Annotated in this window: 28 protein-coding genes; 19 read left to right on the forward strand and 9 right to left on the reverse strand. The window is 62.3% G+C overall.

The window, feature by feature from the left end:
* The first annotated feature begins 1 nt into the window (after position 1).
* The 5 genes from QO058_RS30570 (at position 2) to QO058_RS30590 (ending at position 5,376) form a co-directional block, all read left to right on the forward strand.
* A complete protein-coding gene (locus tag QO058_RS30570; RefSeq protein WP_284173206.1) occupies positions 2–1,189 on the forward strand; it encodes a M24 family metallopeptidase in 1,188 nt (395 codons plus the stop codon).
* Positions 1,190–1,359: 170 nt separating this feature from the next.
* Complete coding sequence (locus tag QO058_RS30575; RefSeq protein ID WP_284173207.1) at positions 1,360–2,442, forward strand: threonine synthase; 1,083 nt, start codon at positions 1,360–1,362, stop codon at positions 2,440–2,442.
* A gap of 48 nt (positions 2,443–2,490) precedes the next feature.
* Positions 2,491–3,453 carry a Bug family tripartite tricarboxylate transporter substrate binding protein gene (locus tag QO058_RS30580; RefSeq protein ID WP_284173208.1) on the forward strand — a complete coding sequence of 321 codons (963 nt, stop codon included), beginning with the start codon at positions 2,491–2,493 and terminating at the stop codon, positions 3,451–3,453.
* Positions 3,453–3,878, forward strand: a complete 426-nt coding sequence (locus tag QO058_RS30585) for a tripartite tricarboxylate transporter TctB family protein (RefSeq protein WP_284173209.1) — start codon at positions 3,453–3,455, stop codon at positions 3,876–3,878. Before QO058_RS30580 ends, QO058_RS30585 begins: the two co-directional genes overlap by 1 nt.
* A gap of 4 nt (positions 3,879–3,882) precedes the next feature.
* Positions 3,883–5,376, forward strand: coding sequence for a tripartite tricarboxylate transporter permease (locus tag QO058_RS30590; RefSeq protein WP_284173210.1), 1,494 nt, complete (start codon positions 3,883–3,885; stop codon positions 5,374–5,376).
* 19 nt (positions 5,377–5,395) lie between these two features.
* Here QO058_RS30590 and QO058_RS30595 read toward each other — a convergent pair whose 3' ends face one another.
* Entirely contained in the window at positions 5,396–6,424 is a 1,029-nt protein-coding gene (locus tag QO058_RS30595) for a cysteine synthase family protein (protein WP_284173212.1), read from the reverse strand.
* Positions 6,421–7,380 carry a GHMP family kinase ATP-binding protein gene (locus QO058_RS30600; protein ID WP_284173213.1) on the reverse strand — a complete coding sequence of 320 codons (960 nt, stop codon included), beginning with the start codon at positions 7,378–7,380 and terminating at the stop codon, positions 6,421–6,423. Before QO058_RS30600 ends, QO058_RS30595 begins: the two co-directional genes overlap by 4 nt.
* A 263-nt stretch (positions 7,381–7,643) precedes the next feature.
* Between QO058_RS30600 and QO058_RS30605 the strand changes: the two genes are divergently transcribed.
* Together QO058_RS30605 and QO058_RS30610 are read left to right on the forward strand one after the other, a co-directional pair.
* Complete coding sequence (locus QO058_RS30605; RefSeq protein ID WP_284173214.1) at positions 7,644–7,877, forward strand: helix-turn-helix domain-containing protein; 234 nt, start codon at positions 7,644–7,646, stop codon at positions 7,875–7,877.
* 819 nt (positions 7,878–8,696) lie between these two features.
* Positions 8,697–8,915, forward strand: a complete 219-nt coding sequence (locus QO058_RS30610; protein WP_284173215.1) for a hypothetical protein — start codon at positions 8,697–8,699, stop codon at positions 8,913–8,915.
* 8 nt (positions 8,916–8,923) lie between these two features.
* Here QO058_RS30610 and QO058_RS30615 read toward each other — a convergent pair whose 3' ends face one another.
* From QO058_RS30615 to QO058_RS30645, 7 genes are all read right to left on the reverse strand, one after another.
* On the reverse strand, positions 8,924–9,622 hold the full coding sequence (locus QO058_RS30615) for a hypothetical protein (RefSeq protein ID WP_284173217.1): 699 nt from the start codon (positions 9,620–9,622) through the stop codon (positions 8,924–8,926).
* A 15-nt stretch (positions 9,623–9,637) separates the two neighbouring features.
* On the reverse strand, positions 9,638–10,336 hold the full coding sequence (locus QO058_RS30620) for a hypothetical protein (RefSeq protein ID WP_284173218.1): 699 nt from the start codon (positions 10,334–10,336) through the stop codon (positions 9,638–9,640).
* Entirely contained in the window at positions 10,302–10,955 is a 654-nt protein-coding gene (locus QO058_RS30625) for a hypothetical protein (protein WP_284173219.1), read from the reverse strand. Before QO058_RS30625 ends, QO058_RS30620 begins: the two co-directional genes overlap by 35 nt.
* A complete protein-coding gene (locus QO058_RS30630; protein WP_432212108.1) occupies positions 10,952–11,473 on the reverse strand; it encodes a hypothetical protein in 522 nt (173 codons plus the stop codon). Before QO058_RS30630 ends, QO058_RS30625 begins: the two co-directional genes overlap by 4 nt.
* A gap of 62 nt (positions 11,474–11,535) precedes the next feature.
* Positions 11,536–12,084, reverse strand: a complete 549-nt coding sequence (locus tag QO058_RS30635; protein ID WP_284173221.1) for a thermonuclease family protein — start codon at positions 12,082–12,084, stop codon at positions 11,536–11,538.
* Between the two features lie 80 nt (positions 12,085–12,164).
* On the reverse strand, positions 12,165–12,758 hold the full coding sequence (locus tag QO058_RS30640) for a thermonuclease family protein (RefSeq protein ID WP_284173222.1): 594 nt from the start codon (positions 12,756–12,758) through the stop codon (positions 12,165–12,167).
* Between the two features lies 1 nt (position 12,759).
* Positions 12,760–13,221: a hypothetical protein gene (locus QO058_RS30645; RefSeq protein ID WP_284173223.1), complete on the reverse strand. Its 462-nt coding sequence runs from the start codon at positions 13,219–13,221 to the stop codon at positions 12,760–12,762.
* Between the two features lie 148 nt (positions 13,222–13,369).
* On the opposite strand from QO058_RS30645, the gene QO058_RS30650 reads away from it, so the two are divergent.
* Genes QO058_RS30650 through virB9 form a run of 12 tightly spaced genes read left to right on the forward strand, consistent with a single transcriptional unit; the run spans position 13,370 to position 21,837 of the window.
* Positions 13,370–13,888, forward strand: coding sequence for a transglycosylase SLT domain-containing protein (locus QO058_RS30650; protein ID WP_284173224.1), 519 nt, complete (start codon positions 13,370–13,372; stop codon positions 13,886–13,888).
* The gene (locus QO058_RS30655) at positions 13,852–14,109 is read left to right on the forward strand and encodes a lysozyme family protein (RefSeq protein ID WP_284173226.1); all 258 of its coding nucleotides are present in this window, start codon (positions 13,852–13,854) and stop codon (positions 14,107–14,109) included. Before QO058_RS30650 ends, QO058_RS30655 begins: the two co-directional genes overlap by 37 nt.
* Before the next feature lie 11 nt (positions 14,110–14,120).
* Positions 14,121–14,423: a TrbC/VirB2 family type IV secretion system protein gene (locus QO058_RS30660; protein ID WP_284173227.1), complete on the forward strand. Its 303-nt coding sequence runs from the start codon at positions 14,121–14,123 to the stop codon at positions 14,421–14,423.
* Positions 14,420–14,716 (forward strand): VirB3 family type IV secretion system protein, encoded by a 297-nt coding sequence (locus QO058_RS30665; RefSeq protein ID WP_284173229.1) that lies wholly within the window; start codon positions 14,420–14,422, stop codon positions 14,714–14,716. Before QO058_RS30660 ends, QO058_RS30665 begins: the two co-directional genes overlap by 4 nt.
* 10 nt (positions 14,717–14,726) lie before the next feature.
* Positions 14,727–17,138 (forward strand): VirB4 family type IV secretion/conjugal transfer ATPase, encoded by a 2,412-nt coding sequence (locus tag QO058_RS30670; RefSeq protein ID WP_284173230.1) that lies wholly within the window; start codon positions 14,727–14,729, stop codon positions 17,136–17,138.
* Entirely contained in the window at positions 17,135–18,061 is a 927-nt protein-coding gene (locus QO058_RS30675) for a hypothetical protein (protein ID WP_284173231.1), read from the forward strand. Before QO058_RS30670 ends, QO058_RS30675 begins: the two co-directional genes overlap by 4 nt.
* A 9-nt stretch (positions 18,062–18,070) precedes the next feature.
* On the forward strand, positions 18,071–18,781 hold the full coding sequence (locus QO058_RS30680; protein WP_284173233.1) for a type IV secretion system protein: 711 nt from the start codon (positions 18,071–18,073) through the stop codon (positions 18,779–18,781).
* Between the two features lie 14 nt (positions 18,782–18,795).
* Positions 18,796–18,987 carry a hypothetical protein gene (locus tag QO058_RS30685; protein ID WP_284173234.1) on the forward strand — a complete coding sequence of 64 codons (192 nt, stop codon included), beginning with the start codon at positions 18,796–18,798 and terminating at the stop codon, positions 18,985–18,987.
* Positions 18,984–19,175, forward strand: a complete 192-nt coding sequence (locus tag QO058_RS30690) for a hypothetical protein (RefSeq protein ID WP_284173235.1) — start codon at positions 18,984–18,986, stop codon at positions 19,173–19,175. The genes QO058_RS30685 and QO058_RS30690 overlap by 4 nt, the downstream gene beginning before the upstream one ends.
* A gap of 9 nt (positions 19,176–19,184) precedes the next feature.
* Positions 19,185–20,312: a TrbL/VirB6 family protein gene (locus QO058_RS30695; RefSeq protein WP_284173236.1), complete on the forward strand. Its 1,128-nt coding sequence runs from the start codon at positions 19,185–19,187 to the stop codon at positions 20,310–20,312.
* Entirely contained in the window at positions 20,309–21,031 is a 723-nt protein-coding gene (locus QO058_RS30700; protein WP_284173237.1) for a VirB8 family type IV secretion system protein, read from the forward strand. Before QO058_RS30695 ends, QO058_RS30700 begins: the two co-directional genes overlap by 4 nt.
* Entirely contained in the window at positions 21,028–21,837 is an 810-nt protein-coding gene (virB9, locus tag QO058_RS30705; RefSeq protein WP_284173238.1) for a P-type conjugative transfer protein VirB9, read from the forward strand. The genes QO058_RS30700 and virB9 overlap by 4 nt, the downstream gene beginning before the upstream one ends.

The following is a 21,837-nucleotide window of genomic DNA, read 5'->3' on the forward strand; positions in this document are numbered from 1 at the left end:
GATGTTGCTCAACCAAGATCGCCTGACGGCGCATCTGCAGCGGGAAAATCTCGCCGCAATAGTGGCGTCGACGCCGGAGAACGTCACTTATACCAGCGGGTTCTGGGCCATGACCCAGTGGATTCGGCGGGGGCCCCAGGCCTATGTTATCTTGCCAGTGCCGGGGCAGGGCGAGCCCGTCATAATCACGAGCACAGCAACGCTCGACCTGGTCGCCGACCAGCGCCCCTGGATCGATGAGGTCCGGCGCTTCGGCTCATTTGCAGTCGTCGCAAACGCCCGGGAACTCGATCCAACAAGTCTGCGCCATCGCGACCTGCACGCCCTTCCTGATGATGGCGACGCGTTGTCGGCCCTTGCGGGAGCGCTGCAGCGGGCAGGGTTGGCACGGGCCCGGATCGGCGTTGACGAAGTCGGGTTGATGCCGGGAGATTGGGGCCGACTGCAGGAGCGCTTGCCCTCGGCAACGCTTGTGCCGGCCGCGTCGCTCCTGCGCCAAGTACGAGCGGTCAAGACCGACGAAGAAATCGCGCGCTTGAAAACAGCCGCGGGTATTGCGGAGAGGTCGATCGCTGCGGCGCTTTCGGTCGCGCGAACCGGGGTTAGCGAGATTGAACTCGCCCGCGCGTTTCATGCCCAGACCGTCCTGGAAGACGCAGTTCCGGTGCTCGGTTGCATCGGCTCGGGTCCTCGGAGCGCGCTGATGAACGTCCAACCTTCCGAGCGCGCGCTGACGTCTGGTGACGTGCTTCGCTTCGACGTCGGCGGCCGTTATCGACACTATCGCGCCGACATTGCCCGGATTGCCACGGTGGGCGAGCCGGATGGCGAGATTCGCCGTTTCCACCGGGCGCTGCTCGCTGGCGTGGAGCACGCCTGCGAGATCATCCGACCTGGAATGCGAGCCTCCTCGGTCTTCGAGATCACTGTCGAAACGGTGAGGCGAGCTGGCATTCCAGATTATGCCCGCAATCATGTCGGCCACGGCATCGGGCTTGACGGTTACGACCTTCCCGACCTCTCGCCCGGTAGTTCCGACCTTATTGAAGAGGGCATGGTCCTATGTATCGAGACACCCCACTACGATCTTGGTCGCTGGGGCCTGCAGGTCGAGGATATGGTCGTTGTTCGGGCAGGCGGTGTCGAAAGCCTGATGACCACTTCCGGCGATATCAGCGTGGTCGGCTAATGCTCCGCTTTGAAGGGTTTTCCTGCCTGCGCTGCAACGCGCGGTTCGACGCCGAACTTCCGATAGACTCGCGCGGATGTCCAAACTGCGCGGCAGACGCTCCGGCTAATTTGAGGCTTATTTACCCGGCGGCTTCCCAATGCGACGCAAATCAGCGCAGCGCAGGCAGCATGCCCTCGCTTTGGCGCTATGCAGCGATGCTGCCGCTTGATGCGTCCGAGGCCGTGTCACTTGGCGAGGGGCTGACGCCGCTCGTGCCGATACCGGGCATAGGGGCACGCCTTGGATTGGCGCAACTTTACCTTAAGGATGAGACGCGTAATCCAACCTGGTCGCACAAGGATCGCTTTTCGACCGTAGCGGTCTCGGTAGCGCGAAGTTTGGGGGCTCGCGTTGTCGCCACCAGTTCGTCGGGGAATGCTGGAGCGTCGCTCGCCGCCTACGCAGCGCGCGCAGGGCTAACCGCGATCGTGGTGACCTTTGCCGAAAGCGCCGGCACCATGATCGATCAGGCGCAAAAGTATGGCGCCATCATCGTGCCGATGCGCCACAAGGCGGATCGCTGGCAGGTCCTCGCCGAAGGCATGGATCGCGATCGGTGGTTTGTCACTTCGCCGTTCCGCTCACCAGTCGTCGGCAGCCACCCCATTGGCATCGAAGGCTACAAGACGTTGGCATGGGAGCTCGTCGAGCAGCTTGATGGTCGCGTGCCCGACTGGTGCGCAGTCCCCGTTTGTTACGGAGACGCGCTATCTGGATTATGGCAGGGGTTCAGGCAGCTGCATGCATCCGGCATAATCACTCGGCTGCCGCGCCTGATCGCGGCTGAAGTCCATGGCTCGCTGGCGACGGCGCTGGCGCAAGGTTCGGAGCAAGTATCCGATGTTGGTGCGAGCTTTGCGACGCTCGCGATTTCCCTCGGCGCTTCTCGCAGCGCGTATCAGGCGCTTGCGGCTTTGAGAGAATCCGGGGGCCTGGCAGTACCAATTGGGAACGAGGGGCTTCTCGAACTCCAGCAAGATCTGGCTTCGAGCGAAGGGATATTTGCGGAGCTTTCTTCTGTCATCTCGCTCGCTGCCATAAGCGCCTTGCGCCGCAACGGAACGATCGCGGAAGCCGACACAGTCGTCGCCATCGCGACAGCGAGCGGGCTCAAGGACATCGAAATATCGCGGTCGCGGCAGGCCGCCATCGACGGCTTCGACGGGCCGGCCGAGGCACTCCGCTACCTCGAACAGGTCGCAGACCTTTAACGGCATCGGCGATGCCTCGCCGCAATTAGAATAAACCGGGAGGATTTGATGAATAGGCGTGACTTACTTGTCACCGCATTTGCGGCTGGCGGTCTCGGCTACTCACCGCTCGAGGCGCTCGCCGACAGCTACTCGCCGCGAACGGTCACCATCACCGTCGGCTTCGCCGCCGGCGGGGCAGGGGACCTAGCTACACGGGTCATCGCCGATCACGTTCGGCTCACCCACAAGATACCGGTGGGTCGCGATTTCCGGCCCGGGGCCGGAGGCACGCTCGCGGCCGATCAACTTGCCCGAGCCAAACCCGACGGCACGACTTTGTCCTTGTATTCGGCAAGCCCGATCATCGTGGCGCCTCATCTCCAGAAAGTCCCTTATGACCCCCTGAAGGATTTCACTTACATCGGCAGCTATGTCGCCATCGCGATTCCGTTCTTCGTGCGCAGCGATAGTCGCCTCCAAGGTTGGGATAATGTGCTCGAATACGCCCGTGCCAATCCCAGCGGCTTGCGATGGGCGACCGCGGCTCCGAGGGGCGTAGCTCACATTGCGACCGAAGCGGCATTTGCTCGGGAGGGAGTGAGGACGACATTCGTTCCGTTCTCAGGTGGCGCGGAAGCCATTACAGCCCTGCTTGGAGGACATATTCATGCTGTCGTCTCCTCGGACTATGGCCCGCACCTCGACTCTGGCAGCGTGCGCCTTCTAATCGAGACGGGCCCCGATTCGATCCCCGGCCTGCCTGATGTTCCGACTTTCAAGAGCCGAGGCTATCCCATCAGCATTCCGGCGTCTTACGGCCTTATCGGCCCCGCTGGACTGCCCAATAGCGTGATTGAATGGTGGCAGAACAGCATTCGCGAGCTGTCGCAGACCGAGGTTTACCAAACATTCCTGCGCACCATACGCGGGACGGCTACCCTTCAAGATCCTGCAACCTTTACCCGAACAGTGCATGACGGCTATCGGGCGGTGGGCGTCCAGCTTGCTGCGATGGGGCTGAAGACGTGATGACAACGCGTCTTACAGCAGCGCTCTTAAGCCTCATCGCCGCTACGGCAGCTTTGGTTTCCGTCGGCTACGGTCTTTGGCGCCACGGCGCCCCGGGGGCAGGGTTCCTACCTTTCACGGCCGCAGCCTTGCTGCTCACCACCAGCATAGGTGTCGCCGCGACTCCGGCGAAGGGGACCGATGGCGACACGTTAGAAGCTGGCCGCCTGCTGCGGTATGGCGCCGTGATCGCGCTCTATCCGTTGCTGATTTTGATCATTGGCACGTTTGCGGCGACCGCCGCGGTCTTCCTCCTCATCCTGCGCGGAATCGAACAACGCTCCTGGATCGCTGCCAGCGTCTGCTCGCTCGCTGCGACCGCCGGTAGCTGGATCCTCTTTGGCTATCTCTTGGACGTGCCACTCCCAAACGGCCTTTTGGACTAACTCTATGGAAACGCTCTCGGGTTTAGCCGGTGGCATGGGCGTCGCCCTCTCGCCGTTCAATCTTTTCGTGGGATTTATCGGGGCCGTGGTCGGAACGGCCGTCGGCGTCCTGCCCGGGTTGGGCCCGACCGCGACGGTCAGTTTGTTGCTGCCACTTTCAGCCATGCTCGATCCGGCAAGTGCCATCATCTTGCTGGCCGGAATCTATTACGGCGCCATGTATGGTGGTTCGCTGACGTCAATCCTGATGCGGGTGCCGGGCGAAGCAGCGAGTGTGGTTACTTGCCTCGATGGATATGCCATGGCCCGGCAGGGGCGCGCTGGCGTCGCGCTCGGCATAAGCGCCTTCGGCAGTTTCTTCGCCGGAATTGCGGCCACGCTGGGCATCGCGCTGCTCGGCCCGACTTTCGCGGAGACGGCGTTGGCCTTTGGTCCGGTCGAGAAAGCCGCATTGGTTCTCTTCGGCTTGACCATGGTCGCCGGCATCGGCGATGGCCCGTCGATGCGGGCATGGGCCATGATTGGCCTGGGCCTCTTACTGGCCGCAGTTGGCGTCGACCTTGTTTCTGGCGACGAGCGTTACACGTTCGGCATGCCGCAACTCCGCGATGGGTTCAATATCGCCGTCCTTGCCATGGGCGTTTTCGGGATGAGCGAGGTGCTTGTCGCGGCTGAAAAGATTCAGCCACCTGCGCCCATTGCAGCGGTCGGGCGTCGGCTGAAAGACCTGTTGCCGAACCGCCACGACTGGAAGGCCTCGGCTGGTCCGATCGCCCGTGGCAGCGGGCTGGGCTTTCTCCTTGGCCTCCTGCCTGGCGGAGGCGCCCTGATCGCTAGCTTTGCCAGTTATCTTTTGGAGAAGCGCTTGTCTTCCCATCCTGAGCACTTCGGCAAGGGCGCGATTGAGGGTGTCGCAGGTCCAGAGAGTGCCAACAATGCCGCCGCACAGGCCAGCTTCATTCCTCTCTTATGTCTTGGCATACCTTCAAATGCCGTTATCGGCGTCATCATGGGCGCGCTGTTGATGCAGGGGGTGACGCCAGGACCACGGCTCGTCGCCGATCACCCCGAGCTGTTCTGGAGTGTCGTCGCCAGCATGTTCGTCGGCAATGTCATGCTGGTGATCTTGAACGTTCCGCTTGTTCGCATCTTCGTCATGCTTCTGCGCGTCCCGCCGGCTTACATGACACCCTTCATATTGCTCTTCTGCGTCATCGGCGCGTTCAGCATCAACAATAGTTTGTTCGACGTCGCTGCCATGATCGCCTTCGGCTTTCTTGGCTATGGCCTCCGCAGAGGCGGTTTTGATCTTGCTCCGCTGGTGCTCGCCTTCTTACTCGGCACCTTGCTGGAGCAAAACACCCGCCAAGCTCTTATTATCGGGTTGGGGAGTCCAACGGTGTTCTTCTACAGCCCGATCAGCCTCGGCTTTCTTGCCGCGACGATACTAATGCTTTCGCTTCCCGCCATGCGCCGTTTGATGTTGATTGTTAGGTAAGTCGGCTATGTAGGCGCCCTTAGTCCACAGAGCCTGTTTCCAGGGAACGCCGCCGCCAATTCAGGCGCGTCCAAGAGCCCTCATCGTATGGCTCGACCCGTTGCAGTTCTTCAGGTCGTGCCACCTGCGGGACGGGCCAACCCGGTAGTGTTGAGAGCCACGCCTCGTTGTACACCGTATTTTGGTAGCGATACCCTTCGTCAGGCAGGATCGCGACCGTCAATTGGTGGGGATGTTGGCGAGCGTACCATCCTGCGACAAGGATGGCCGCCCCACTCGTCGGGCCAGCGAAAATTCCATGTTCTCGATAAAGACGATGTGTCGCTCCGAACGCCTGCAGGGCCCCTACCCAGTGGACCTCGTCAAAGATTGTGTGGTCGAGGTTGCGCGGCAATATGCTGTTTCCCAAGCCGCGCAATAGACGCGGGCCGGCGACGTGCCCGAACAGCACGCTTCGATGTGTGTCTACGGCAATGGCGCGCATCTCCGGAAATAACATGCGCAAGAAGGTACCCGTGCCACACATAGAGCCTCCCGAGCCAACCGGGCCAACGAGGCAGTCGATCGTGCCGAATTCGGTGACGAGAAGCTCAGCCAATCGTGCATAAGCATGGGGGTTGTCGACATTATCGTATTGGCGCGGCCACCAGGACTGCGGCAACTCAGCGCGAACAGCCTGCAGTCGAGCCAGCCTGGTGTGTTGCGCCCCTGTATGGTCTGCGTCGGGGACAATCTGAACTTGGGCCCCTAGCGCCGAAAGGCGCTGTTGTAGGGGCAAATCGATGAGGCTATCGGCGGTGATAAGTGAAAGGCGATAACCCTTGACCGCGGCCAGCAATGCCAGCGCAAGACCAAAGGTGCCGGACGTGGTCTCGACGATATGGCCACCCGTGACAACTTCCCTGCGCTCCACGGCCCGTTCGAGCATAAAGCGAGCTGGCAGAAGCTTCATCAGCGAAAAAGAAGCAACGATCAAGTTGGGCGATATTCTGGCAAGCCGCGGCAGCTCATAGCCAGCCAGATAATCGAGACGCGAGGATCCCATCATCTCGCGCTCCTCGCGTCCATGCCGAGTTCATAGGTGATGATCTGCGAGTGTCCGCGTGCTTTCAATTGCCGCACGACTTCAATCGCGCGCTCGCGCGTGGTCGATGAAGCACCATCAAACAAAAACCCAGCCAAGGTGCCACTATGCGCGACCTGGAGACCATCGGCTCCAGCCGAAAGGGAGATTGCGCACAGCGCTTCGAAATCGGGCTTTGGTAAATGCCGCTGGCTGATCTTGGCGCTGGCGGTTGCCACTCGTCCAAGCAACTGCGCATCACCGTCTGAGATGGCGCGCTTTGCCAACCCTTTGAGGACCCGAAAGACTTCAATCTCTTCGCTATTATAGCGCGCAGGCGAGGTGAGCACAGTATCTACCGGCCGGGTGGGCTCCAAGTTGCAGCCTACGATCACGAGCGGAGGGAAGGCGAAGCCCAGAAGTTCAAGCATGTAGCCATCGCGCTGGGCAAACAGGATGGGCAAATTCTCAAAAGCGAGAGGATCACTCGCGGTTTCCGCGGAGACAGCCAGCGCAGCTATCGTCTCCGGTCGCAAGATCACCCGAGCAGCGCTCGCTACCGCCCGTATCGTGGCAACGACATCGGATGTGGACGAGCCGTAACCGTGTCCCATCGGAACGGTGCTTTCTATGACGAGATCACCGCCGATATCGGGGCGTTGCAGTCGCTCGAGCGTCAACCGCGCGGCGCGGCTGGCTTTTTCGCGCCCCATTGGACGGGTTGCGATATCTCGACCTGATCGCGGCCAGAAAGCAGCCGTGCTGCCAAAAATTGGGCAAGGCAATGTGACCAGACCGCGGTGCAATCGGCCATCGCTCCCGTCAAATACCCCTTGCAGGATTTCCCCGTGATGTGCCGCGGCCTTGCCGATGCCGATGCCGAGGCGAAGCGAACCTTCGTTTACCGCCCGATCAGACCCGTCATCCGCGCCGATTGCCATTGGCCACCTCCATCGCGACAGGAAAGCGAGGCGGACAGCGCATCGTCACTCGTCAAAATCGACCACGCGGCAAAATGAACATTCAACTGCAAGCTTATCGCGCACGACACCACAGCGTGCCAACTTCAACGCGAACCACGACTTTGGAGGCGCAGCGTGCGTCGCACCCCGAAACAGTAAAGGGCGCAACTCGCCCAGAATGTTTACTATAGTGTGTCGTCTCAAAGTGCACCCTCGGGCGACCTCGCCCTATGGATATGCGCATGGTCGTTGGCCTCAATGTGCAGCGTGTGCGGCGCGAACGCGGCTTCTCACAAGAGGAGTTGTCGTTTCGATCAGGATTCTCGCGCGCTTATTTGAGCGGTCTGGAGGCTGGCAGACGCAACCCTACCGTCATGTCGCTATGGAAGCTCGCAGTGGCCTTGGACGTCACCCTCGAAAGTCTTATCTTCCGCCCGGCGAAATCCGGTGAACGTAAACAGTCTCTCTCAAGCTGACGAGCCAGGTCGGCGAGCCGGGCGGCAGTATTGGATTGGCCATCACCGGGAGCTCGCTCCACCTCCGCGGCCGATACAATGCATCAGGCAGCGGTCATTATTGCCGACGCCAGACTGCTACAGGCGGGGTATTAGGCTAATTTCGACCGGCATTGACGGCGTCCCCAATAGCCCTTTCCGACGATTCCTCACAGCGAATCCTATGACATTCTCACCCTCATTCGAGGCGTGAGCTGATTCACTATCCGGTGCGGCCTGCTGACTTGTAGCGCGACCGTTACGACTAGGTCGGCGCTGAACTCGCCCAGCGGCGATCTTTCGGGGAACGCGGGTTATGAGCCGATACCCGCGTGCTGAAGGCGCACGTACCCAGAATTTCAGCACGCGCTCCAGGTGGCGGCGGGATGAGCCGCCTGCAAAAAGGGAATTCGTCGTGGGACGGATCGCAGATGCCAGGGCAGTCGCTCGAGAGTCTCGCCGGAATGACGACCCCGCGCGAACCTCACTGGCGACGACGAATGGACGGCTGGACCCCGCGGCACTGGCGCTCCTCGCGGCCATTGGCGATCGCGATCGCCGTCACGATTTGGAAGAGGCTGCCAAGGTGTTCAGCTTTCCCCGGGAGGCGGTGCTGCCGCGCGCATGCTGGCCGCTTGGTCGCTGTGGTTCTCCACGCAGGCATGGTGCGATCCTTGCGGTCGCGGGTCTGCTTGCGATTCAGGAGACGGCCGCAGAGCGCTTGAGTTCCTGCTTTACTCGCGAGCTGACCCCTCAAAAGGGGCAGGTGGCATGATGGCTTGCGAAGCGAGTGCGAAGACAATGGCCGCAAAGCTGCATGAACGGTACGACGAGCCGTGGAAAGCCATCACCACGATCGGTCAATGCATGACCAAAGCTCTTTTTGCTGGTAAAGTAGACACCGTAATATTTTGGGCTCTGGTCCATGCCTATTACCGTGCTGCATTGTTCTCTGATACCAAGCTGACAATGGCCCGGTTTTCCGAAATCGTCTTGCCTGATCCAAACGGTATCGACTGACGGCATCTTTAAACTTCCGATGACCCCACCACGACATTCGCCATTCGAGCCGTCGGTGGATTTGCCGCGACGCCGATGTTCGTCGGAAAATCGCCCGGCCCCTGCGTGCACGACGCTTCCCCTTCCTTGCAATTCGGATCTGACATCACGCGCGCCGAACGCGCCATGTCGCAAATTGTAGTGCCATTGATGTCTGCGAAGCCCGAGCAACGACCAGAACTCACCATCTTCTGGCAGTTTCCGGTTCCGAGTTGAATGCAGGCGGACAAGAAGCCGGCATCGACCTTCTGGCCGTCGAATGTCTGCATGGATGCAAGCTGACGCACCACACCGGTGTTGTAGCCGTCATTGGTCAGATTGGCCCAGGCGTTGACCTGTTGCTGCAGCGTAAGACAGCCATAGCCCTCGCGATCGGTGCCCGCATACTTTCGGACATTGGCGTTGTTCAGCTGGAAGATACCGGTACAGCAACTGCCATTGTAAACGCCTTTGTTGCCGCCGGATTCATAACGACCGAGGCCGCCGAGCGAGCACGATGTCGATTTCAGATCGTCGCGCAGGGACGAGTTTCGGACGGCATCTGTAATGTCTTGGGCCGAATAGTTGGTGCGCTCGCAATACTGCCCACGCTGGGCGAGCGCGCCTGAGCTGAGAAATTGGCCAATAACCAGCGCGACCGTGAAGTGCACCTTCGACGTTTTTAACATGTCCAGCTCCAGGGCTCAGTTGATGGAATAGGTGCGCTGGCAGGCGGAAATCTCCTTGCCGCCGACGACCGTGCGAATGGCAATCGTCCCGGTTTTCAGATCGAACTGCGTGTATGAGCTGTCTGATCGGTTCTTTTCAGGAAGGTCCTTGTCGGCATGATCGACGTAGCAGCCGCTCTCGGTCTTGGACGAGACGACTTTTCCATCCTTCATCCCGACGATGCGGAGCGGGCAGATCGACGGCTCGATCTCGGCGCCGCTGGAGTTCGCGCCGCTGTCGCAGCCGCGTACCAGCGCCGTGCTGATGATCACGGTGCGATCGCCGAGCTGATAGGTCGAGGACAAAGCCGTGACGAGAGCATTTCGGCCATTGAGCGGACGCTTGAGCTCGTTCTCGGCATAGGCATTTGCGGACGCAATCACATCGGGCCAGATGACAGACTGCAGGACATCGCTCGCCGACGGCTGCCGAAAATCATGGAATGTCATCGCCCGCCAGGTCGGGGCCCCAGGCTGCGCAGCTGCGGTGCCCGCGATTGCGATCGAACAGAGCGCGATAGCCGGTAGCAAGCCTGTCTTCATGATCTGCTCCTTTTTCCAACAACGGCGGGGGAGGGGAGTCGACCGCGCGAAACCGGCAGCGCTAGTTGTCCGGGCTGAACGGACGAGCCGGGCGCGGTCATGGCGGAATGGGGATGCCGTGGGAGCAGCCATCGACGGCCCGGCCCTTGGCCACCAATCCGGTTTTCACTGTGCGCGACGTGACGTCATAGGCGGCATATGCTGTTGCGGAGGGGATGATTTGCCCGACCGCGCCATCAAGCTCGAGAAAGCAGCCCCGATCGGCATCGAGCACCCGGACCCGGATGCCCTCATAGATGATGAGGCGCATGGGGCAGAGTTTGACGCGGACGCCAGCTTCAGCCTGCTTCGACGTGCATCGGGTCGCGGCGTTGAGGATCGAGAGGACGACGGATTTCGTCGGGCTCCAGATCACGAAATGCGCCTCGGTCGCGGGGGCGTTGCCGCTGGCAAAGCGAAAATCTCCAGCCTCGCGATAGGCCTTGTTGTTGGCCTCGATTTCGTCTTTCCAGATGTCGGCGAAGGTCGCAGTCGCGAGCGATGGCTTTGTCAGATCCGAATAGGAGATCGGTCGCCAAGCTCCCGGATCGGGCGTGCGCTGCTGGGCGTTGACCTCAAGGTGCAAGCCTTGCCAGACAAGGACAGTTGCGATCGGCACGGCACGAAGGGCAGCGAATGGGCATCTGCACGCACGCCACAGCCTCGGCGTCGGCGTCGTTGCCGCCATCTTCGTGATGCGCGTCGCGGTCACTCGTAACGTTCCCGCCACGGCAGGAACCGCCAAGCATCACGCTCGGATTTCTCGCGATTGAGCCAGCCAACCGGCGCGCGCGGAGGATCGACCGTGAGCAGGCGCCAGGCGCCGCCGTGGTGGTAGAAGTTCACTGTCTCGCGCCGAAACGGCTGTTCAGGCGCCAGCCCAAAATCCACCGCGCAATGCACGACGGGGCCGCGATAGCGCGTGATGCGTCCACTCAAGCTGTCGAGAGCGCCAGGCTTGCACCCAAACAGCCGGATACCGGATGGGCGCGTTTCTTGTTCGCCGACGTCGACGCGGCTGAAGTTCGCCCGATGCCAAGCATGCTCGGCTTGCCTCTGCGTGGGATAGGTGAAGGGCTCCGTCAGCACCGGAGCGAAGGTTTCGCGATCAGGAGCATAAGCGAGACGGCCCGGTGTTACGGGATCGGCGTGGTAGAGTGCGTCCGTCGTCGGCAGTCGATTTTTCAGGACGACAACCTGCTGCGACTGGCTGCAAGCCGACACCAGCATCGTGATCACGGCGACGCCGCAGCGCCTGACAATCCGATCCTCTCTCTCGATGCGACATCCCGTCATCGCCGGCGGCCCTCGACCTCTGCCGACGAAGGCGCAGCGTTTCGGCGAAACTCTCCCGGCATCTGGAAGCGGCTAGCCCAGAGTCCGCGATAGGCTTTTCGTGCATCCTGCTCGAGCGCCGCATAGGTTCTGAGTGGCGGTTCGACCGGCACAGCGACGGCCAACCCCTCGCGCAGCATCGTGGCGCCGAGATCGCCATGCTGCGATGAGGCGCAACGCGCCTGGATCACACCGTCGATCTCATGAATCTTGGCGCAGGCGACCCATTTCCCGAGCGTTGCTGAGACGAGCCAGGCAGTCGCCATCACCCCACAAGGCCAGGGCTGACGCCCGAGCGTTGCGCGCTGCGCCGGCGCACAGGCATCGATCCCGTAAAGTCGGTAGACATCGCCGGTCTCGATATCCCGGAATTTCACCCCCTCCATCACCTCGACCCGCAAGGGCGGTGATTGCTGCGATCCCTTCGGCGAATAGAAGCCCGGCGGCTCGGACGGCGCCGTTTGATCGGCCTTGGCCGCGGTGCTCAGATCAGCTGTCACGGCCATAAGCACCGCAGCGCCAAAATGGGCGATCCGCAGCGAGCGGTTGGTTTCGCGACCGCGCTGCGGAGTTCCGCATATGCGCATCATCGCGGCGCCGTCAGATTGGGCGAGCCCATGGGAACGCTATCGCGCAGGCTGCGCAGGATGATGGCATTGGGCTCAGGTGTGTCGGGATACGCCCAGAGACCGGCTTTCGCGCGCGCCGCGACCTGTTGCGCCACGAAGTAGGGCTGATGCACGGGCCGACCGTCGGTCGCGAGCGAGGCGAACCCGAAGCCGGATGCTATCATGGCGGTGCCGAGATCGATCCGGGAACCTGCTCCGGCACCTCCGCTTCGGGTTGCGACGCAGAAGACGAAGACGGTGCGAGAATTCGATGGCGCGGCGGCCCGATGGCATTGCGGCTGCAGATCACGGATCAGCGCGACCAGCATCGCCAGTGAAGCCTCGCCGCAGTCCCGTCTCACGCCGGAAGCGTTCGTGAAGCTCGTTCCGCGCAGACAAGCCTGAACGCCATAGAGGCGATGGACCACGCCACCTTCCGTCCAGCTATCGCCGGTCTCGAAGATCGCGGCTGGAGAAATCGCAAACCAGCGCGCAGCACCTGCGTCCTGCGCCAGACTGCCCGAGGCGACGACGCTGACGAGACCAGCAGTTAGCGTGGTCGAGACGCGCATGTCAGTAGCCCCGCAGCGCGAAATAGAAGCGCTGCTGACCATTGCCGGTGGTGATATCGACGAAGTAGGGCTCGTCCCGGGTCTGCCGCGACTGACTGGGATAGCTTGTCTGGCAACCGCCTTCCGACCCCGAGGTGCAATCGCGCCGCGGCTTAGACAGATCGAGGCAGACACTGCTATTCGGCGAGGATGCAGCTGTAGTTTCGTCGCGCGGGATCGCGCTGTCGGATTGCGTCCAGCCAGCAGGGCAGGGGAGGTAGGGCTCATGCCCAAGGCCGCTGGTCTGACCTTCGGGGCAGGGAGGCCAGCCGCCCCCCTTGGCGAGCTGGCGGAAGAGCTGCTGCATCACCGGCACGCAATAGGGAATGCCCGACCAGCTCGGCGCAGTCGCCACAGCGCAGAGCAGAACCTTGCAGCCGAACGAGGCCTCCTTAGCCACGGACGCGGTGGAGATGAGGCCCAAGCCAACCGCCAGGCTAGCGGCTTTCAGTCGACGTCCAAATGCGGATGTCGTCGCGCGCATTGATCGTGGCATCGTGTTTCCAGCTGTTGCCAATTGTCAGAAGGTCAATATACTGACTAACGACTGATTTGGCGAGAGGCGACTTTCAATGCAGCTGCCGCTTTCGACGAGCGTGATGATGGTGATGCTGGCGGGGCAGGTTTGCGCGGAGGAGGCGAGGGCGCCCGCCAAATTCCAGGACAAGCTGCCGCAGCCGACAGCGACACTCGATGCATTCGGCCGGGTTTTGCCGCTGTTGCAACGACCCTCCGCTATCGATGTCATTGGCGCACGCGACCTTGAGCCGGCCTGCGCATCGAGCACCGAGCTGCCCGCCGGCGAAGCCGAGGCACTGATCCGCAAGATTGCGGCCGAGGAGCGGTTCGACGCCGCTTTCGCAGTGGCCGTCGCCAAGGCGGAAAGCCGCCTGATCTCCACGGCACTTTCTGAAAAGGGTGCCTACGGCCTGATGCAGCTGACGCCTGAGACGGCCGAGCGCTTCAAGGTCGATCGTTGCGAGCCCGCCAGCAATATTCGCGGGGGTTACGCTTCCTGCACCACCTCCAGTCACGCCATGGCAATCCGTTCTACGTGCTCGCCGCCTATAATGCCGGCGAGCAGACGCTGATCGCGCATCGTGGCGTGCCGCCGTTTCCAGAGACCGTCCGCTTCGTTGCCGCGGTCATGAACGATCTCAAAGGCTGGCCCGGCGTCGAAGGCACTGAGAGCCGGTCGCCCAGCGGCGCTGAGTCCGATCGGCGGCCGCCCAAGTACCTTCCCGCCCAAGGTCGTCCCGCGCCCGCCAAGCGGCCAGCGTTGGCGGCCGACTTTGTTATGCATGTCGAATGAGGACGCTGCCGATGCTGCTTTCGAGAAGTCTTCTCCGCGTTACTGGAGCGGCCCTGTCGCTGCTGACGACCGTCGAAGCCCACGCGCAGTCCGGCACGCTGCAGCCGGTTCAGTCGACCCTGAACCAGCTCGTCCAGGCGCTGACCGGTCCGATCTCGACGGCTCTGGCGACGCTTGCCGTCATCGCCTGCGGCTTCTTCGCGTGGGCCGGCCGGCTAACCTGGGGTGTCGCCGGCTCGGTCATATTCGGCATCGTGCTGGTCTTCGGCTCGGCCCAGATCGTCCAGTTCTTCCAGTCGGCGGTCGGACAATGACGGCGCGCGACCTCGAGCAACCGCTGATCACCCCACTGGTCAAGGCGTTGACGCGGGCGCCGACGCTCATGGGCGTGCCGTACCTGTATTTCATGTTCAACGGCGTCGCCTCGTCGGTCTGCTTCCTCGTCTCGCACAACCTCCTGATGCTGTTGGTCGCGATCCCGCTGCATCTCTTCGGCTACGTGCTGACTCTGCGCGACGACCGCATCTTCGAGATCCTCTTCGTCAAATCCTCGCGCTGCCCGCCGCGCTCACGCGCCTTCTGGGGCGCCGACAGCTATCGCGTGTGAGGCCCAAAAAATGGTCGCGCGAGCCCTCCTTGATGAGTTGACCTATGGCTCGGTCTCGCGCCGGGAACGGCCCGTCGCGGCGCATATTCCCTACTCCCGCCATGTCGACGATCACATCATCAGGACGCGCGACGGTCTGGTCATGACGATCCTGAAGCTCGAGGGCTACTCCTTCGAGACGGCCGATATGAGCGCGGTCAACTCGCGGCTGCTGGCGCGCAACGACGTCGTCCGCACGCTCGCCAACTCCCGCTTCGCGCTCGTCAGCCACATCATTCGGCGTGAGGTCGAACCCGCGATCCCCTCGACCTTCGACAATGCGCTCTGCCGTGAGATCGACGGGCGCTATCAGGCCGCGCTCTCGACGCGGCGCATGTTCGTCAACGACCTCTATTTGACGATCGTGCGCAGAGCACTCCAGGGCCAGGCCGGCACGTTCGAGAGTTCGCTGTCACGTCTGCTCAGCCGCAAGGACGCAGGCGGCGAGACTGTCGCGATGCAGACCGCGCTCGGCGAGTTGCGAGATGCTGCGACCGCCGTCCGCGAAACGTTGTCCGCCTATGGCGCCCGCCCGCTCGGCGTCGTCTCACGCGATGGCATCTGGTTCTCGGAAGCCTCGGAGTTCCTGGTTCAACTCGTCAATGGCGGCCTGCCACGGCCGATGCATCTTCCGCGGATGAAGCTCGCTGACGCGTTGTCGCTGAAGCGCATCTTCTTTGGCCGCAATGCCGTCGAAATCCGTGGCGCATCGCCTGACGACACGCGCTTTGGAGCGATGATCTCGATCCGCGAATACCCCGCCCAGACCGGCCCGGGATCGTTCGACAACCTGCTGCGCGTGCCGCACGAGTTCATCGCCACCCAGAGTTTCGCCATCGTCGATCGGCCGGAAGCCGCCAAACAGATCGACCGGGTGTCGCGCCAGGTCGATATGTCCGACGAAGCCGGCTCGATCGTCGCCGAGCAACTCGACGAGGCGAGGGACGACCTCCTCGCGTCCGAGGCGATCTATGGCGAGCATCATATGACCGTGATGTGCCTTGGCCGCGGCATGGCCGAGGTCGGCGCCACGGTGACGGCGGTGGGTGCGGCGCTCACCGACCGTTCGGTGATTTGGACCCGCGAGGACCTCAACTGCGAGCCAGCCTTCTGGGCGCAGCTCCCGGGAAACTTCCCCTATATCGCGCGCAAATCGATCATCTCGTCGAAGAACTTTGCCGGCTTTGTCTCGCTGCATAATTATCCCAGCGGTCGGCCCGACAACAATCACTGGGGCCCGGCGATCTCGGTGTTCGAGACGACCTCGCAGACCGCCTATTACTACAACCACCACATCCGCGATCTCGGCAATTTCACCGTCGTCGGCCCATCCGGCTCGGGCAAGACGGTGTTCCTGTCGTTCATCTCGGCGCAGTCGCAGCGCGTCACGCCGCGACCGAAGCTGCTCTTCGTCGACAAGGATCGCGGCGCCGAGATTTTTATCCGAGCGCTGGGCGGCCAGTACGAGGTGCTGACGCCAGGCGAGCCGACCGGCTTCAATCCGCTGTCGCTACCCGACACCGCGCCCAACCGCGAATTCCTGTTCCAGCTCTTCGCCTTCATGCTCCGCCCGGCCAATGGCGGGGCGCTCAGCGCCTCGGAAGAACAGGTCATCCGCAACGCGATCGGCTCGGCGCTGGCGGGAGGTCGTGACGGTCGGACGCTGCAGGCCTTCTCGACTCTGCTGCGCGGTCGCATCCGCGCAGGGGAGGGCGATTTGCTGGCGCGTCTGGAAAGCTGGATGCGGCCCGATCAGCGAGGCTGGCTTTTCAACAACGAGCAGGACCAGTTTTCGCTCTCGTGCATTTTTGGCTTCGACATGACGCGGGTGCTCGACGACCCGGTCATCCGCACCGCCGCGCTGATGTACATCTTCCACCGCACCGAGGAATTGCTAACCGGCGATCCAGTGATGATCTTCCTCGATGAGGGCTGGCGGCTGCTCGATGACGAGGTCTTCGCCTTTTTTATCAAGGACAAGCTCAAGACCATCCGGAAGCAAAACGGCATCATCGGCTTCGGCACGCAATCAGCCGCCGACATCGTCCGCTCCAAATCCGCCAACACGCTGATCGAGCAAACCGCAACCAACATCTTCTTCCCGAATCCGAAAGCCGATGACGAGAGCTACGCCCAGGCTTTTCGACTGTCGGAGCGCGAGGTCGCATGGATTCGCAACACGGTCCCGGAAAGCCGCTCGTTCCTGATCAAGCATGGCCGCGACAGCGTCATCGCCAAACTGAACCTCGCCGGCATGCCCGATCTGATCAAGGTGCTGTCGGGCCGCACCGAGACCGTCGCCGAACTGGCGGCATTGCGCGCCCGCGTCGGCGACGATCCTGCCGATTGGCTGCCGATCTTCATGGGAAGGAGCGACGCATGAGCGGGATCATCAGACCATGCCTGATCGTCTTCAGTCTGTTGGGCATCGCGCCTGCCTACGCCGCGATTCCGACCAACGATGCAAAACAGCTCGATGAGAAAGCTGCGACCTCGGGCACGACCATCAAGCTCGTCCCGATCACGACGCAACGAAAGACCGCCAATGACGGCGTCAAATGCGCCGTCACCACCGGGAAAAAGGCCGAGGTCAAGGATCCGGCGAGCAAGGCCCAGGCTGGCGCCGGCGCCAAGACGATTCAAGCTTATGCCCCCGCGATGCCGGCGACGCCCGCGGCCGATGCCAAGGGCGGCGCGCTAGCGAGTCAAAACCATTTCAAGACGACCGGCGACATCGTCGGCGGGCTCGAAGCCAGCCGCACGAGTCTGACGAGTGCCCAAAGCGCTTTTCGACAAGCCGGGCAGGAGGTCGGCACAGCCAAGACGGCCATGGCCGCCTTCGACATGAACAGTGCGGCGCGAACCCAGAACGGCCTTGCCTGGATGGGTGCGACCAATGCCACGAACATTTGGGTCACGGCGATCAACGCCCTCAACTTCGCACGCACCAGCGACCGTAGCCGCGGCGCCGGCGGTTTAAGGATGGGTGGTGGGCTCGCGTCGAACGGCACAATCTGCCCGGTCGGCATGATCGGCAGCGGCACGACCGCCGATCCCTGCCGCAGCGCCTCGACCTGCTCGACGACGCCGATCGGTTCAACGCCAGATCCAGCCTGCGTCAGTGCGCGCTTTGTCGACAGCAGCGGCAACGTCCTGTTCTACCTGGCGCAAAGCCAGGAGCAGAACGCTGGCCATATCACTGTGAGAACCGGCGCGGCTCCTTCTGGCACCGGCGTATCAGGCTCGGGACTGACAGCCAGCGAAGTGGCGGCCGCGCTTCAATCCATCACATCCCCAAACCGATAGGAGATTGTCATGCGGATCGCAGTTCTTGCGAGCATCGTCATCCTCGGCCCGAACCTGTGCCATGCCCAGGGGGTGCCGGTCATCGACAATGCGAACCTCGCCAAGGCGCAGGAGATCGCGACTCACACCCAGCAGATCCTGCAGGCCGATCGCGATATACTGCAGTTCACCAAGAAGACGCTGGAGGCTGTCACAGGCGACAAGACGTCGGACGCTCAGGGCAGTCTCGCGCAGATGGCGCTGGGCGGTGGATTCTCCATGGCGAAAGCGCCTTCGCTGGGCTCAGTGATTTCGGGCGGTGCGCTCTCTTTCACCGGCATGGGCTCGACCTCTCAGAACATCGTCTCCGGGCTGATCAACGGCCTGCAATTGGTGAAGACGATCACCGGCCTGACAGGCGGCCAATCGCATCCATCGGACAAGGCCTATTCCAATGCGGTCAATGTCGCGGCGACGCTGTCGGGACTGATCGACTCGACCCAAGGCGCGATTCAGACGCGCTCGAGCGCCTTCGTCCAGGGCGGTCAGCAGATCGGCCAGGCCAAGGATCTGAAGGGCAGCGTCGATCAGAACACGCAAATCCAGGTCCAGACCGGGCAAACGATCAACGAACTCACCGGCGTCGTGAACAACGCAGCCGCCGCGGCAAACCAGCAAAACCTCGATCGGATCGCGTCGGAATCGGCTGCCGCCCGCGCCATGGTTTTTTCGCAGCGCTGAGGGGAAACGTCACCATGCTCGGTCGCGGACCCGTCTTCTATTTTGTCGTAGCATCGAGCCTGGCGGTTGCCGTGCTGGCCTGCATCGTCACCATCGGTCGGCTGGTCATGCCGCAGGAGCCCGTTGCCCAGGTCGCGCCGCAGGCCGATGCCGAGGCAGCTTCTCGCGCCATGACGTTTTCGTCCCCGAAGGATCCTTCGCGATGAAGCGGCATCTCGCGATCATCCTGGGCGCAATCACGCTCGGGCTCATGCTCTCGGCCTGCGCCTACAAGCCGCTGAAGGCGCCGTGCGGCCCTGACGAAAGCGGTCAGCCTTTAGCCTACGCCGCGACACCCTCCTTGCCAGAGCCGTTCGCATCAATCGACCCCTGCGGTCCGATGCAGCCGATCTGAGCCGCCGGCATGGGCAATTTCTCCATCACCACGCTGCTGTCGCAGGTCGATCAGATCGGCCAGAACTATGTCTCGACCGCCTATCAGGCGCTCTCGAACGCGGTGACGCAGGGCGGCGCGACCAGCGTCGCAGGCCTCCTGCTGACGCTCTACGTCATCCTGTGGGGTGTCGGCATCTGGCAGGGCACGGCGACGGGCGGTCCGGCCGACCATGCTTTTCGACTGTTTCGCGCCTTCCTGATCTACGCCATGGCGACGAGCTGGAGCGACTTTCAGACGCTGGCCTATCGGCTGATGAACGACGGTCCGTCCGCAATCGGCAATGCTCTGCTCAGCGCTGTGACCTCGGCCAACAGCACGGGCCTGTCCGCCAATCTGACCTCGGTCAACGGCGTCCAGAACGCGTTGCAGAACATGTGGAACACCACGAACAACGCGACCGAAGCCTTCCTGCAGAATGCCGGCATCACCAACTGGGGCCCCTACATTTTTGCCGCCGTCTTTTATGTCGTGATGGCGATCCTGATCGGATTCGCGCTCTTCCTGATCGTGCTCTCAAAACTGTTCATGTGGCTGCTGCTCGCGCTGGCGCCGATCTTCATCCTGCTCCTGTTCTTCGGCGTCACCAGCCGCTTCTTCAGCGGCTGGATGAGCGCGCTGGTGCAGTATTTCGTGGTGCAGGTGTTGGTCTATGCGTTTCTGGCCTTTTACGTCTCGCTGATCCAGCAATCGGTCGATGCGCTGAATGGCGTCGCAGCCTCCCGGAATGCGACCTGGGCGACGATCGGACCCGTCGTGCTGCTCGCGATTATCGGCATCCTGCTGCTCGCCCAGATCAACAACGTCGCGGCCGCGATCGCCGGCGGTTTCCCGATTGGAGCACCGCGCATTGGCGCGTTCTACGCCAACGCGACCGGCTACCGAGCGACGCGCGCAGCCTATGCCCTAGGCGCAGCTATCCGTAACCCGTTCAACCCCGGATCGCTCTCGCGGCGCGAAGAACTCTCGGCCAGTCAGCGCGCCCGCGTCGGCTTGCGCTCGAACCAATGGGCGCAATCGCCTGAATTCCAACGCCTGGCCGCGCAGATCAGCAACCCAGAGACCGGTGCTCGGCCGAGCACGAGGGCGAACTCATGAGCGACGCGACCTCCACCGAACCCGCAGTGAAGCTCGATCCTCGTTATTTCGCCGATGGCGTCACTTGGGAGCATGATCTTGCGCGCCGAAACCGCAATTCCCGCGCGATCGCCTGGATCGTCGCGACGATCATGACCATCGTCGCGCTGGCCTCCCTCGGCACGCTCGCCTTGCTCGTGCCGTTGAAGACCTACGAGCCCTATATGGTGGTCGTCGACAAGACGACGGGCTTTGTCGAGGTCAAGCGGCCGATGGCTGAGGGGCCACTGAGCCAAGACGAGGCTGTCACGACCTTCAACGTCGTGCGCTACATCAAGGCGCGCGAGACCTATGATCCCAAGGCGCTCAAGGACAACTTTGACCTCGCGCAATTGCTGGCGACTGGCGAAGCCGCGCGTGAGCTCACCGAGATTTATTCGCCGGCCAATCCGCAAAACCCCGTCAGGCTGCTCGGGGCCAACACGGTTATCTCTGTCGCGATCAAATCGGTGTCCTTTCCGAACAATCGCACCGCACTGGTGCGCTTTTCGACCGAGGAGAAGTCGGCAACCTCGATCACCACCCGCAACTGGGTCTCGCTGCTGCGCTTCCGCTACACGGCCTCGCCGATGCGCAACGAGTACCGTTTCGACAATCCCCTCGGTTTCCAGACGCTAGAATATCGCCGCGATCAGGAAACCGCACCGTCGCCCGGAACCGTCGGATCGCCCCGATCATGATGGACGTCCGTTTGATCTCGCGTGGCCTCCTCGCGGCGGCGTGGCTCTCGGCCTCGCACGCGCCGGTCTGGTCCGAGGCGGTGCCGGCGCCGGGCCGGACCGATCCACGCATTCGCGACATCGTCTACAACCGCGACAACGTCACGGCGATCGACGCGACCTATGGCACTTCGACCATGATCGTCTTCCAGGACAGCGAGAAGATCGAGACGCTGGCGATCGGCGATTCGATCGCCTGGAAGGTCGAGCCCAACCGCAAGGGCAACATCATCTTCCTGAAGCCGGTCGAGAAGAACGCGCAGTCCAACCTCAACATCGTCACCGACAAGCGGGTCTATTCCTTCGTGCTGCGCTCGAACGAGCGGCCGCCGAAAGGCCAGCTCTACACCGTCCGGTTCCGCTTTCCCGACGACGAGGCCGATGCGCGCTTGCTCTCCGTCGCAAAGGAGCGCGCCGCCAACCCAAACCTCAAGGATCTCAACATCGCCAATGCCAACAGCGACTATGCCTATAAGGGCTCATCGGTGAACAAGCCGCTGGCTGTCTTCGACGACGGCACAAAGACCTGGTTCCGGTTCGAGGGCGAGACGCCGGCGATCTACAGCGTCGATGGCGAGCGCAACGAGGCCTTGGTCAATCATCGCAACGAGGGGCCGTTCGTCGTCGTCGACAAGGTCGCCGCGCAATGGACGCTGCGCAACGGCCAGGAATCGACCTGCCTGTTCAACCGCCGCACCAGCAATCTCCGCGAACCGACGGGCCTCGAGCCCTATGCACCGCAGCGCGTCGGCCAGGCCAAGCGCTGA

The organism is Bosea vestrisii (assembly GCF_030144325.1).
Classification (GTDB): domain Bacteria; phylum Pseudomonadota; class Alphaproteobacteria; order Rhizobiales; family Beijerinckiaceae; genus Allobosea; species Allobosea vestrisii_A.

Coding starts and splice junctions, on each gene's coding strand:
- QO058_RS30630 (WP_432212108.1), bottom strand. CDS start 11,473: ATGCTGGTGTCGGCTTGCAGCCAGTCGCAGCAGGTTGTCGTCCTGAAA.
- QO058_RS30615 (WP_284173217.1), bottom strand. CDS start 9,622: ATGTTAAAAACGTCGAAGGTGCACTTCACGGTCGCGCTGGTTATTGGC.
- QO058_RS30580 (WP_284173208.1), top strand. CDS start 2,491: ATGAATAGGCGTGACTTACTTGTCACCGCATTTGCGGCTGGCGGTCTC.
- QO058_RS30680 (WP_284173233.1), top strand. CDS start 18,071: ATGCGGATCGCAGTTCTTGCGAGCATCGTCATCCTCGGCCCGAACCTG.
- QO058_RS30585 (WP_284173209.1), top strand. CDS start 3,453: ATGACAACGCGTCTTACAGCAGCGCTCTTAAGCCTCATCGCCGCTACG.
- QO058_RS30665 (WP_284173229.1), top strand. CDS start 14,420: ATGACGGCGCGCGACCTCGAGCAACCGCTGATCACCCCACTGGTCAAG.
- virB9 (WP_284173238.1), top strand. CDS start 21,028: ATGATGGACGTCCGTTTGATCTCGCGTGGCCTCCTCGCGGCGGCGTGG.
- QO058_RS30575 (WP_284173207.1), top strand. CDS start 1,360: ATGCCCTCGCTTTGGCGCTATGCAGCGATGCTGCCGCTTGATGCGTCC.
- QO058_RS30620 (WP_284173218.1), bottom strand. CDS start 10,336: ATGGCTGCTCCCACGGCATCCCCATTCCGCCATGACCGCGCCCGGCTC.
- QO058_RS30700 (WP_284173237.1), top strand. CDS start 20,309: ATGAGCGACGCGACCTCCACCGAACCCGCAGTGAAGCTCGATCCTCGT.
- QO058_RS30670 (WP_284173230.1), top strand. CDS start 14,727: ATGGTCGCGCGAGCCCTCCTTGATGAGTTGACCTATGGCTCGGTCTCG.
- QO058_RS30640 (WP_284173222.1), bottom strand. CDS start 12,758: ATGCGCGTCTCGACCACGCTAACTGCTGGTCTCGTCAGCGTCGTCGCC.
- QO058_RS30600 (WP_284173213.1), bottom strand. CDS start 7,380: ATGGCAATCGGCGCGGATGACGGGTCTGATCGGGCGGTAAACGAAGGT.
- QO058_RS30605 (WP_284173214.1), top strand. CDS start 7,644: ATGGTCGTTGGCCTCAATGTGCAGCGTGTGCGGCGCGAACGCGGCTTC.
- QO058_RS30690 (WP_284173235.1), top strand. CDS start 18,984: ATGAAGCGGCATCTCGCGATCATCCTGGGCGCAATCACGCTCGGGCTC.
- QO058_RS30595 (WP_284173212.1), bottom strand. CDS start 6,424: ATGATGGGATCCTCGCGTCTCGATTATCTGGCTGGCTATGAGCTGCCG.
- QO058_RS30650 (WP_284173224.1), top strand. CDS start 13,370: ATGCAGCTGCCGCTTTCGACGAGCGTGATGATGGTGATGCTGGCGGGG.
- QO058_RS30570 (WP_284173206.1), top strand. CDS start 2: ATGTTGCTCAACCAAGATCGCCTGACGGCGCATCTGCAGCGGGAAAAT.
- QO058_RS30635 (WP_284173221.1), bottom strand. CDS start 12,084: ATGGCCGTGACAGCTGATCTGAGCACCGCGGCCAAGGCCGATCAAACG.
- QO058_RS30660 (WP_284173227.1), top strand. CDS start 14,121: ATGCTGCTTTCGAGAAGTCTTCTCCGCGTTACTGGAGCGGCCCTGTCG.
- QO058_RS30675 (WP_284173231.1), top strand. CDS start 17,135: ATGAGCGGGATCATCAGACCATGCCTGATCGTCTTCAGTCTGTTGGGC.
- QO058_RS30590 (WP_284173210.1), top strand. CDS start 3,883: ATGGAAACGCTCTCGGGTTTAGCCGGTGGCATGGGCGTCGCCCTCTCG.
- QO058_RS30685 (WP_284173234.1), top strand. CDS start 18,796: ATGCTCGGTCGCGGACCCGTCTTCTATTTTGTCGTAGCATCGAGCCTG.
- QO058_RS30610 (WP_284173215.1), top strand. CDS start 8,697: ATGGCCGCAAAGCTGCATGAACGGTACGACGAGCCGTGGAAAGCCATC.
- QO058_RS30695 (WP_284173236.1), top strand. CDS start 19,185: ATGGGCAATTTCTCCATCACCACGCTGCTGTCGCAGGTCGATCAGATC.